Here is an 11,188-nt window from a genome sequence, read left to right as displayed (position 1 = left end):
GTGGGATAGGTCTCTAGACGCCATCCTGCCTCCTCCCGGCGGCGGTCGTCACGTCTGCCTCCCCCAGACGCGACGCTGAACACAGGTACCCGTCGGTAACATTTGGCCCGGCCGCCCGCCCGCCCCCGCCACCCCGCCCGCCGGCAGGAACGGGCTTGCCCGGCGACCAGCCCGAGGCCCCGGCACGGGCCGGGTGTTGCGGTGCCGTGGCCGCTCCGGTTGCCCGCGCGCCCTACCCTCGGGCGCATGACGATGCTGCGGGCGATGGCGAGCGCACTCGCACTGGTCGGCGGGCTCATCCTCCTGCTGGCGCTGATCGGGCTCGCCAGCGGCGACCTCGACGCGGCGCTGGCCGGGGTGCTCGGCCTGGCCCTGCTGGCGGCGGGCCTGGTGCTGCTCAACCGGGCGGGCCGCCAGCGCGGCGGGTACCGCTACCCCGCCGCAGGCGACCCGGCCGGCCTGTACGGCTCCGGCCTGTACGGCTCCGGCACCTATGGCGCGGGTGCCGGCGCCGACCACCCGGCCGGCGGCTGGTCGGGCGACTCGGGGCCCGGCGACTCCGGCGGCGGCTGGTCGGGCGGGGACTCCGGCGGCTACTCGGGCGGCGGCGACAGCGGGGGCGGCGGAAGCTGGTGACCGTGGCCCCGGTGGCTGCCGGCGGACGCGCCGCGCCTGGGGCAGAATGCGCCGTATGCGCACCGAGGTGATCACCGTCCAGACCGGGTCCCGGCCGACCGTCCGGGACATCACCGCCGAGGCGGAGCGGTTCGTCTCCGGCCAGGGCGACGGCCTGCTGCACGTCTTCGTGCCGCACGCCACCGCCGGCCTGGCGGTGATCGAGACCGGTGCGGGTTCCGACGACGACCTGCTGGGGGCGCTGGACGACCTGTTGCCCACCGACGACCGCTGGCGGCACCGGCACGGCTCGCGGGGGCACGGGCGGGACCACGTGCTGCCCGCCCTCGTCCCGCCGTACGCGACCCTGCCGGTGGTCGACGGGCGGCTCGCGCTGGGCACCTGGCAGTCGATCTGCCTGGTCGACACCAACGGCGACAACCCCACCCGCAGCGTCCGCCTCTCGTTCCTGCCGGGCTGACCCGAGGTGATCGAAGGAGCCGGCCAACTCGTTGCCGACCGTGCGGGACGCCGGGTCGGCGTAGTGCGGCTTCGGGTCGCTGGCCCGCCCCGGCCGGGGGCCGGCGGAGGCGCTCGAAGGGGGCGTCGGGACGTACGATGACGCCCATGCCGCAGCCCGTCCCTCCCGGCAGCGGGCCCGACGTGGGCGACCGCTCCGGCCTCGCCGGGGACACCGTGCGCCGGCTCCTGCACGTCGCGTCGGCCATCCGGCACCACCAGGACGTCGCCGTGGCCGAACTGGGCCTCACCCCGGCCGCCGCCCGGGCGCTGCACCAGCTCGACCCGGACCGCCCGCTGCCGGCCCGCGACCTGGCCGAGCGGCTCGGCTGCGACCGGTCGAACGTCACCACCCTGGTCGACAAGTTGGAGCAGGCGGGGCTCGTGGAGCGCCGGGCCGACCCGACGGACCGCCGGCTGAAGACGCTGGTGGTCACCGGGGCCGGCCGGCGGACGCGCGGCCGGGTCCACCGGGTGATGTCGGACTCCCGACTGCTCGCCGGGCTCACCGACGCCGAGCTGGCCACCCTGCGTGAGCTGGTGTGGAAGGTCTCCGACGGCGGCTGCCCGGAGCGCTGCGCGGAGGACTGAGCCGCCCCGGGCGGATCGTGTCTGAGTGGGCGAGTCGGCGTCGAGTCGGTAATGCTGTCCGACGTGACCACCCCGCAAGATCTCGACGACCGGTTCCGGGAGGCCCTCGCCGGGCTGGCCGCCGCGCCCCGGCGGCGTGACCCGGCCGAGCCCGTCCGCGACGGCGCGGCGCTGACCGGGGCGCAACTGCTGGACCTCTTCGACGCCCAGGTCACCAGCCGGCAACTCGACCTCGCCGGGCGGTGGCTGAGCAGCTTCGGCGAGGGTTTCCACACCATCGGGTCGGCCGGCCACGAGGGCAACGCGGCGGTCGCCGCCGCGCTGCGTCCCGGCGACCCCGCCCTGCTGCACTACCGCTCGGGCGCGTTCTACTGTCTGCGGGCCGCCCTGGCCGCCGGCCGGACCGCCTTCCCCGCCCCGGCCGGCAGCACCGACGGCGGCGACGCGGACGACGGTCCGGAACCCGTCCGCTCGGACGCCGCCGCCGTCGCCGTCCCCGGCCCTCGCCCCGACGCTGCGGGCCGCGGCGGCGACCCGGCCGCGTCGCCCGACAGCCCGGCCGGGCCGGCGGGCGACGGGCCGGGCCCGGGCGACGGGACGGGCCCCGGGGACGGCGGCGCGCCGGCCGCCCAGCCGACCAGCCCGGCCCACCCGACCGGCGCGCCCGCCGACCCTCCGCCGATGGTCGACCCCGGGACGGTCGGCGGCCCCGTCGAGGGGGCCGACGCCGAGGACGCGTACGCCGGTGCCGCCCGGGACGTGCTGCGCGGCATGGTCGCCTCGGCCCGGGAGCCGATCGCCGGGGGCCGGCACAAGGTCTTCGGCCGGGCCGACCTCGCCGTGGTCCCGACCACCTCCACCATCGCCTCGCACCTGCCCCGGGCGGTCGGCACGGGGCTGGCCCTGGAGCGGCTGCGCCGGCGCGATTCGGCCGGCCGGCCGGCCGGGCCGGCCCCGGTCGGCGACATCGGGCGGCCGGCCCGTTCACCCTGGCCGCCGGACGCCATCGTGGTCTGCTCGTTCGGCGACGCCTCGGTCAACCACGCCAGCGCCACCGCCGCGTTCAACACCGCGGGCTGGTACGACCACACCGGACTGCGCATCCCGGTGCTCTTCGTCTGCGAGGACAACGGCCTCGGCATCAGCGTCCGCTCGCCGAAGGGCTGGGTGGCGGCGACGCTGCGGGCCAAGCCGGGCATCCGCTACTTCGCCGCGGACGGGACCGACCCGGTCGAGGCGTACGAGGCTGCGGTGGAGGCGGCCGGCTGGGTGCGCCGGCACCGGCGGCCGGCCGTGCTGCACCTGTCCACCGTGCGGCTGATGGGACACGCCGGGGCCGACACGGAGGCCGCGTACCGCAGCCCCGGCGAGCTGGCCGCGGACCTGGCGCGGGATCCGCTGCTGGCCACCGCGCGGCTGCTGGTCGATGCCGGCGTGGCCACCGCCGAGGAGTTGCTGACCCGGTACGACGAGCGCGGCTGGCGGGTACGCCGGATCGCCGAGGAGGTGCTCGGCGAGCCGAAACTCGCCTCCGCGGCCGAGGTGGTCGCCGGGATCGCGCCCCGGCGGCCGGCCCGGGTGGCCCGCGCGGTGGCCGACGCGGCGACCCGGGCCGCCGGGCCCGGCGCGGCGGCCCGGGCCGTGGCGTTCGACGGCCGGCTGCCCGAGCTGGCCGGCCCGCTCACCCTGGCCCAGAGCATCAACGCCGCCCTCGCCGACGGCATGCTCGACCACCCCGGAATGGTCGTGTTCGGCGAGGACGTCGCCGCCAAGGGCGGGGTGCACGGGGTGACCAGGGGGCTGCGCGACCGGTTCGGCGCGGCCCGGGTCTTCGACACCCTGCTGGACGAGACCTCGATCCTCGGGCTCGGGCTGGGTGCCGGGTTGGCCGGGCTGCTGCCGGTGCCGGAGATCCAGTACCTGGCGTACCTGCACAACGCCGAGGACCAACTCCGCGGCGAGGCGGCCACCATGCGGTTCTTCTCCTCGGGCGCGTTCCGCAACCCGATGGTGGTCCGGGTGGCCGGACTGGCGTACCAGGAGGACTTCGGCGGGCACTTCCACAACGACAACTCCCTCGCCGTGCTGCGCGACGTGCCGGGCCTGGTGATCGCCGTCCCGGCCCGCCCGGACGACGCCGGGCCGATGCTGCGCGCCTGCCTGGCGAGCGCGGCGGTGGACGGCGGGGTCTGTGTCTTCGTCGAGCCGATCGCGCTCTACCACACCCGCGACCTGTACGCCGAGGGCGACGGCGAGTGGCTGGCCGACTATCCGGGGCCGCAGGCGTGGGCGGCCGGGCACGCCCCGGTCGGTAGGGCCCGGGTGTACGGCGTGGGCTCGGCCGAGGACATCACCATCATCACCTTCGGTAACGGCGTGCGGATGTCGCTGCGGGCCGCCGCCGCCCTTGCCGACGAGGGGGTCGGCACCCGCGTTGTGGACCTGCGCTGGATCGCGCCGCTGCCGGTCGCGGACATCGTCCGGGAGGCCGCCGCGACCGGCCGGGTGCTGGTCGTGGACGAGACGCGCCGGTCCGGCGGGGTCGGCGAGGGGGTGCTCGCGGCGCTGGTCGACGGCGGGTACGTCGGAGCGGCGTTGCGGGTGGCGGCAATTGACTCGTTTGTACCATTAGGGCCAGCGGCACTCCAGGTGCTGGTCTCCGAGGAGGCCATTACCCTGGGTGCCCGTACGCTGCTGGCACGGTAAATTCCGTTCCACCCGGTGCGCCACTTGCGCGGGGAGCCAGGAGTGTGTGGACTTTGCCTGACGGCGTCGCAGCGATGCCGCGGGCAGGGACGAGATGAGGAGGCACGCGACAGTGAGCGCGACCGCTGGTCAGGCCGCCGACGGGGTACGCAGCCTGGCGGACCGGTTCGGGATCGAGCCGGGGATGGTCGTCATGGAGATGGGGTACGACGAGGACGTCGACCAGGATCTCCGGGACGCCCTGACCGACCGCTGTGGAGATCTGGTCGACGAGGACACCGACGAGGTGGTCGACGCGGTCCTGGTGTGGTACCGCGACGGCGACGGTGATCTCTTCGAGCTGCTCGTCGACGCCCTCGGGCCGCTGGCCGACAACGGCGTCGTGTGGCTGCTGACGCCCAAGGCCGGGCGGGAGGGCCACGTCGAGCCGAGTGAGGTAGCGGAGTCCGCGCCCACCGCCGGCCTTCAGCAGACGTCCACGGTCAACGCCGGCCGGGACTGGAGCGGCGCCCGCCTGGTGCTGCGCCGGGGCGCAAAGGCCAAGAAGTAGCAGCAGCGGCCCCGCCCGGGGCAAGACATGGCAGCAGCCCTCTGCCACCACACCCGGCCGCCCCGGCGTCCGGGTGTGGTGGCAGGCTGGTGCCACCCTGACTCGACCTGAGGAGCTTGCATGCCGATCGAGGTTGGCGCCGAGGCGCCGGACTTCGTGCTCAAGGACCAGAACAACCAGGAGGTCCGGCTCTCGGACTTCCGTGGCAAGCGCACCGTGCTGCTGGTCTTCTACCCGCTCGCCTTCACCGGCATCTGCCAGGGCGAGCTCTGCGAGGTGCGGGACAACCTCAACGAGTACGTCAACGACGACGTGCAGGTGCTCACCGTCAGCGTGGACTCGGTCTACAGCCACAAGATCTGGGCCGAGAAGGAGGGTTACCAGTTCCCGCTGCTGGCCGACTTCTGGCCGCACGGCGCGGTGGCCCAGTCGTACGGTGTCTTCAACGACGTCGCCGGGATCGCCAACCGGGGCACGTTCGTGATCGACAAGGCCGGCGTCGTCCGGTTCGCCGAGATGAACATGCCGGGCGAGGCGCGCGACCAGCAGGGCTGGCGCAAGGCCCTCGCCGAGGCCGTCGCCGCCTGATCCCACCCCAGGCACGCCGTCGCGGCGGGCCGGTGCCGGCAGGGTAAGCTTGCCGGACTCCGGCCCGCCGCACGGGCGTTCGGGGCGCGTAGCTCAGTGGGAGAGCACTCGCCTTACAAGCGAGGGGTCGCAGGTTCGAAACCTGCCGCGCCCACCCATCACCACCAGCCCCAGGCGGGGCGCGGGGGAGTGTCACACAGTCGCGTCGCTTGGTCGTTCAGACAGCACTCGCTTGTCAGTTCCGCGAGAGGCGGCCCCGCCGCCAGCCCGATGTCGAGCGCGCCACCGCGGAGGTTCCGGCTGGGGCCGGTCAGCGGGGTGCGCGGCGTAGCCGCGCGTAGCGGGACGCCATTCGCTCTAGGGAGCGGACCTCGGCGTCCAGGTCGTCCCCGGCCGACTCCGGCCCGACCTCCGACTGTTCCGTAGCCGGCTCGCGCAGGACGGCCACCAGCCGGTCTGTCCCGGACGCCGGCGTGGCGACCCCGAGGGGCCCGGCCGTGCCGGCCGGGACGAGGTTCCGCAGGGCCAGTTGGCCGTCGCGGATCTCGATGACCCGCCGGTACAGCAGGAACTCCAGGTCGCACAGCGTGAGCAGGCTGCGCAGGCGGGAATCGCGGGGGCCCAGCGCCACCGTGGGCGCCGCCCGGTAGACGGCCCGCCAGAGCGGGAAGAGCCGCTGGTACGCCAGGTAGCGGCGGGTCCACCGGCGCAGTACCCGCATGACCGGCCGGCACGCCGGGGTCACCGCCGCCACGGCCAGCAGGCCGATGGTCAGCAGGTACGCCGGGGTCGACGTGCTGTTCTCGTTGCCGGGCAGGCCGACCCCCAGGTCGTGCCCGATCAGGTAGCAGAACTTGAAGAAGGCATAGAGCAGCCCGGTTCCGCAGCCCGCTATGGTCAGCCAGAATACGGTGCGCAGGGAGCGCTCGGTCACCGCACGCAGGCAGCGGTGGGCCTCGCGCAGCGCCCGGGACAGCACGTAGCTCAGGTAGGCCAGGAACAGGTAGACGTACGGCGAGGAGTACACCGCCGTCGCGTGCCGGGGGTCGCCGCGGGACGAGGCCGGATCGGCCGGGCTGAGCAGGAACAGCACGACGATCGCGGGCAGGACGACGGCGAGCGCCCACCACTGCCGGCTCGCCGGCCCGGGCGCCGGCCGGCGCAGGTGGACAAGAAAGACCAGGGCGGCGCACGCGGCGACGACGCCGGCGCAGTTGCTCAGCATGCGGCCGGTGTTGGGCAGGCCGGTGACCCGGTCCACGGTTGCGGCGCCGACCTGGATACCGGTGCCGACCGTCAGGGCGAGCACGGCCAGCGACAGGGCCTGGCGAGACCGGTCCCCGGGCCGTCGCCGGGCGTGCCAGAGCTTGTAGCAGACGGCACCCCCGCATGCCACGAACAGCGTCAATTGGATGACGGGTACGTCGCCCGGGTTCATTCGCCCGGCTCCCCGTGGCTGACGGCTCGGCGAATCCGCTCGCCAACCGTGCCGCTCTCCACCTCCGGCCCGGGCGGTAGGGGGGCCGCAGACCGGCTGCGGATGAGCGAGGCGAGCAACTCTGCCTCAAGCTCCTGCGCCGTCGAGTAGTTGGTGCGGGCGAGCATCCGGCGGACCGTGGCGGGTTCGAGCGTCGGGAACAGCCCGGTGCCGATGTCGTCACCGTCGTGTCCGCAGAGCAGGTGCCCCAACTCGTGCAGGAGGATGTGTTCCTGATGTATCGCCGAGGTGTCCTGCTCGTAGGCCAGGTAGTCGGCGGAGTCGCTGGCGATCCAGAGGCCGCAGACCGTGCCGTCCGGGAAGGCCGTCGGGAGCAGGTGGATCGGTCGGCCGCGAAGCCGAGCGACCTGCGCGCAGAGCTGGTGGACGTCGAGCGGGCGGGGCACGTCCAGCGTCCGGAGGAGTGCCTCGCAGCGTCGCCGAATCCTTCTCAGCTCACGCACGCCGGCGGTCTCCCGGATCGCTGTCGGTCGGTGGCAGTCCCTCCAACTGCCGGACCCGGTCGATGACGTCTCGGATGGCGTCCAGGCTGGCCGCCGACAGGCCGCTGGCCCGCAACGCGACCGTGCGGACCCCGGCGTCGCGCAGCGCGGACGCCACGCCCAGTTCGGCGTCCACCCGGTCGCCGGTCTCCTGATCGAAGAAGTACGCCGGCGACACGCCGAAGAAGGTCGCAAGTGCGTTCAGGTGCCGGAAGGTCGGGTTGTCCCGCTGGCCGGTCCGCAGGTACCACAGGTAGGAGGCGGAGATCGGCACGCCTTGGTCCCGGGTGATGCCGGCGGCGACCTCCTCATTGCTGTATTCCCGACAGTCCGGCCGCTGCACGGTGGCGAAGAGGTGGTTCAGCCTGTCGGCGATGGTTCGCGGCTCACCTGCCACGATGCCCTCCGTTCCGAGGGACGGACGTCGGAATCATCGAAAAATGTAACGCCTTGACAGCGTTCGGTGATCGAAGTGTACCTTGAGCCGACTCAGATGGAGGAAGACCTCGAACGGGCTTCACATGAGTCTGGAGCAGTCAGGTCGAGCGGGGGGCGCCACCCGCCCCTTCCCGCCCGGCCCGTGAAACGGGGGAATCGAGTGGAGTTCCGACTCCTGGGTTCGGTGGAGGTGTCCAGCGGCGGCAGCGTCGTCGGCATCGGCGGCGCGAAACCACGTACGCTGCTGGTCTCCCTGCTGGTCGATCACGGTCGGGTCGTGCCCGCGAACAGGCTGCTCGACGCGCTCTGGGGTGAGCACCCGCCCGGCCGGGCCCGTTCGATTCTGCAGACGTACGTCTCGTCCCTGCGTCAGGTGACCAACCGGACCGGCGGCCGGGCGGCGATCACCACCCGGTCACCCGGCTACGTCCTCGACATCCCGGACGGTGCCCTCGACCGGGACGTCTTCGAGCGGCTCGTCACCGAGGGACGGCAGGCGGCGGGGTCCGGGCGGCACGCCGAGGCGGCGGAGCTGTTCCGGCGCGGCCTCGCCCTGTGGCGTGGGCCGGCCCTCGGCGGCGTCGAAAGCGAGCTGCTCGTCGGCGAGGCGGCCCGGCTCGACGAGATGCGGCTGGCCGCCCTCGAGGAACGGATCGGCTCTGAGCTGGCCCTGAGCCGGCTCGCCGAAGTGGTCGCCGAACTGACCGACCTGGTCAGCCGGCACCCGTTCCGAGAACGGATGCGGGGCCACCTGATGACGGCGCTGTGTGGCCTGGGGCGGCAGTCCGACGCACTCGCCGTCTACCGCGTCGGCCGGGCCCGCTTGACCGAGGAACTGGGCATCGAGCCCGGGCCGGAGCTGCGCGCGATCCACGCCCGTATCCTCCGTGGCGGCACCTCGGGTGCCCTGCCCGCCCGGCCGTCCGCCGCCGACCGCGCCCCGGGCGGCCCCCGGCCCGAACCGGCGGGAGAGGGGCGCCCCCCGGCCCCCGCCCAGTTGCCGCCCGCGCCCGCCGACTTCGTCGGCCGCGACGCCGAGCTGGGCGCCCTCGTCACGGCGCTCACCCGGCCCGATCGCACCACCGCGGTCCCGGTGCAGGTGATCGTCGGCCGGGGCGGCATCGGCAAGTCCGCCCTCGCCGCGCATGTGGCCCACCGGGTGGTGGCCGACCACCCGGACGGCCAGCTATACGCCGACCTGAGCGGCCTCGGCCCGGTCCCGGCGGAGCCGTACGCCGTCCTCGGTCGGTTTCTGCGGGCGCTTGACGGCACCACCACCGTGCTGCCCGAGACGACCGAGGAGCGGGCCGAACGATTCCGCACCCTCGTCGCCGGCCGGCGGCTGCTCATCATGCTGGACGACGCGCGCGACGAGCGGCAGGTCCGGCCCCTGCTGCCCGGGGCGGCGAGCTGCGCCGTCGTCGTCACCTCCCGGCGACACCTGGCCGGCCTCGCGGGATGCGCCGGCACCGAACTCGGCCCGCTGGGCGACACCGACGCCAGCGCGCTGCTGGCCGACATGATCGGCGCTGAGCGAGCCGCCGCCGAGCCGGACGCCGCCCGGCGGGTGGTCACGCTGTGCGGCGGGCTGCCGCTGGCGATCCGGGTCGCCGGAGCGCGCCTGGCCAGCCGCCGCCGCTGGCCCGTCGCCCTGCTCGCTGGGCGGCTGGCCGACGAGGAACTGCGGCTGGACGAGCTGAGCGCCGGAGACCAGGACGTGCGGTCCTGCCTGGCCCGCAGCTACGACCTGCTCGACCCCCCGGCCCGGGCGGCGCTGCGCCTCGTCGGGCTGCTCGGGCTCTCCGACTTCCCCTCCTGGGTGCTGGCCGCAGCCCTCGACGTCACCCCCGCCGAGGCGGAGCAGGTGGCAGAGCGACTGGTGGACGCCCTGCTGGTCGACCCGATCGGGGTCGACGACTTCGGCCAGATCCGGTACGGGACGGACGACCTGGTACGCCTCTTCGGACGCGACCGGGGACGCGCCGAGGACGCGGAACGGGCCGTCCGACGGGCGGCGGCCCGGGTGGCGGCCACCTGGTACGCGCTACGGGCCGCCGTCGAGGCGGGCGGGCCGGCGCGGTCGGGCGCCCTGCCGGTGGCCGATTCCGTCCTCGACCGGATCGGGGTCCACCCGCGCGCCTGGCTCGGCGCGGAACACGCGGCCCTGTCCACCGTCCTGCGGCTTGCCGTCGCGCCGGGGAACGACGAGGCCGTCGTGGCGCGTCCCGCCGAGAGCCGGCTCCCCGGGGACGCCACGTTTGCGAGCCCGACGACCGGCCCTCGGCGGGTCCGGGGTACGCGCCGGGTCGCGCCGCCGACCGGCCGCTCCGACGGCCCGCGCACCGTGGGATCGATGGCCTGACCGGCAGTGGCCCGCCCCGACCGTCTCGCGAGGACGGTCGGGGCGGGCCGGCGTCTGTAGCGGGTTTGAGTGGGCTTGGACCCGTTCTGGAAGAGCGCTGACGGTTCCCTGCACCGGCGCGGCCGATCCTGCTGGGGCCCGGCGAACGGGGTGACGGACGGGTCGGCCTGACCCGCGGCCACACCGGGCAGTCAGGAGGAACAGTGCGTCCCACGATCTCCCGCGTCGGTCGGCTCGGCCTGTCCGTCGCGCTGGCGTCGGTCGCCGTGCTGGCCGGAACCTCGGCGGCCGGCGCCGCGCCCGGTGCGGTGTCGAAGCCGGCACCGGCGCTGGCCCCGGTCGCGCTGGCCTACGAGACGGTGGCCTGTGACCCGAAGGGGACGACCAGCATCGACGAGGCGCTGGCGACCCAGCTCAACGGGCAGCTCACCGCGAAGCTGGCCGGCTACCTGACGGCCTACCGGGTGTCCTGTGCCCGGATGGTCGTGCAGGCAGTGAAGGCCCGTGGCCTCTCCCAGCGGGCTGCGGTCATCGCGATCACGACCACGATCGTCGAGAGCGGGCTGCAGAACATCAGCGAGGAGGTCGACCACGACAGTCTCGGCCTGTTCCAGCAGCGGGCGTCGTGGGGCAGCACCGCCCAGCGCCTCAACCCGACCTGGGCCACCAACGCGTTCCTGAACAAGATGGAGGACGAGTACCCGAACAACTCATGGGCCAGCGCCCCCATTGGCGAGGTGTGCCAGGCGGTGCAGGTCTCCGCGTACCCGGACCGGTACCAGCCGCAGGCCGGGGACGCTCAGAAGATCGTCGAAGCCCTCTGGTCCGGCTCGGTCGTC

General features: G+C 74.5%; 10 protein-coding genes, 1 tRNA gene and 1 pseudogene. 9 read left to right on the top strand and 3 right to left on the bottom strand.

Annotated features, from left to right (window positions below; all coding sequences use genetic code 11):
* Positions 1-246: 246 nt before the first annotated feature.
* The 7 genes from C5N14_RS32795 (at position 247) to C5N14_RS30890 (ending at position 5,723) form a co-directional block, all read left to right on the top strand.
* The gene (locus C5N14_RS32795) at positions 247-636 is read left to right on the top strand and encodes a hypothetical protein (protein WP_207892955.1); all 390 of its coding nucleotides are present in this window, start codon (positions 247-249) and stop codon (positions 634-636) included.
* Positions 637-691: 55 nt separating this feature from the next.
* The gene (locus C5N14_RS30915; protein ID WP_207892954.1) at positions 692-1,096 is read left to right on the top strand and encodes a secondary thiamine-phosphate synthase enzyme YjbQ; all 405 of its coding nucleotides are present in this window, start codon (positions 692-694) and stop codon (positions 1,094-1,096) included.
* Positions 1,097-1,242: 146 nt separating this feature from the next.
* Positions 1,243-1,725 carry a MarR family winged helix-turn-helix transcriptional regulator gene (locus C5N14_RS30910; RefSeq protein WP_117673359.1) on the top strand — a complete coding sequence of 161 codons (483 nt, stop codon included), beginning with the start codon at positions 1,243-1,245 and terminating at the stop codon, positions 1,723-1,725.
* Between the two features lie 246 nt (positions 1,726-1,971).
* Entirely contained in the window at positions 1,972-4,431 is a 2,460-nt protein-coding gene (locus tag C5N14_RS30905) for a thiamine pyrophosphate-dependent enzyme (protein WP_371685946.1), read from the top strand.
* A 112-nt stretch (positions 4,432-4,543) separates the two neighbouring features.
* Positions 4,544-4,981 carry a DUF3052 domain-containing protein gene (locus C5N14_RS30900; RefSeq protein WP_117673355.1) on the top strand — a complete coding sequence of 146 codons (438 nt, stop codon included), beginning with the start codon at positions 4,544-4,546 and terminating at the stop codon, positions 4,979-4,981.
* A 120-nt stretch (positions 4,982-5,101) separates the two neighbouring features.
* Positions 5,102-5,569 (top strand): peroxiredoxin, encoded by a 468-nt coding sequence (locus C5N14_RS30895; protein WP_117673354.1) that lies wholly within the window; start codon positions 5,102-5,104, stop codon positions 5,567-5,569.
* Positions 5,570-5,651: 82 nt separating this feature from the next.
* Positions 5,652-5,723 (top strand) — tRNA-Val (locus tag C5N14_RS30890).
* Between the two features lie 156 nt (positions 5,724-5,879).
* Here C5N14_RS30890 and C5N14_RS30885 read toward each other — a convergent pair.
* Genes C5N14_RS30885 through C5N14_RS30875 form a run of 3 tightly spaced genes read right to left on the bottom strand, consistent with a single transcriptional unit; the run spans position 5,880 to position 7,946 of the window.
* The gene (locus C5N14_RS30885; protein ID WP_128763716.1) at positions 5,880-6,977 is read right to left on the bottom strand and encodes an MAB_1171c family putative transporter; all 1,098 of its coding nucleotides are present in this window, start codon (positions 6,975-6,977) and stop codon (positions 5,880-5,882) included.
* A 26-nt stretch (positions 6,978-7,003) separates the two neighbouring features.
* Positions 7,004-7,510, bottom strand: coding sequence for a hypothetical protein (locus C5N14_RS30880; protein ID WP_207892953.1), 507 nt, complete (start codon positions 7,508-7,510; stop codon positions 7,004-7,006).
* Positions 7,503-7,946 (bottom strand): helix-turn-helix domain-containing protein, encoded by a 444-nt coding sequence (locus C5N14_RS30875; protein WP_117673350.1) that lies wholly within the window; start codon positions 7,944-7,946, stop codon positions 7,503-7,505. The genes C5N14_RS30880 and C5N14_RS30875 overlap by 8 nt, the downstream gene beginning before the upstream one ends.
* Positions 7,947-8,147: 201 nt before the next feature.
* Here C5N14_RS30875 and C5N14_RS30870 point away from each other — a divergent pair, with 201 nt between their 5' ends.
* A complete protein-coding gene (locus C5N14_RS30870) occupies positions 8,148-10,349 on the top strand; it encodes an AfsR/SARP family transcriptional regulator (RefSeq protein WP_117673348.1) in 2,202 nt (733 codons plus the stop codon).
* Positions 10,350-10,552: 203 nt separating this feature from the next.
* Positions 10,553-11,188 (top strand): annotated as a pseudogene (locus C5N14_RS30865) (hypothetical protein); the annotation flags it as partial.

The organism is Micromonospora sp. MW-13, assembly GCF_003434305.1.
Classification (GTDB): Bacteria; Actinomycetota; Actinomycetes; order Mycobacteriales; family Micromonosporaceae; genus Micromonospora.
This window is presented reverse-complemented; position numbering and strand designations above follow the sequence as displayed.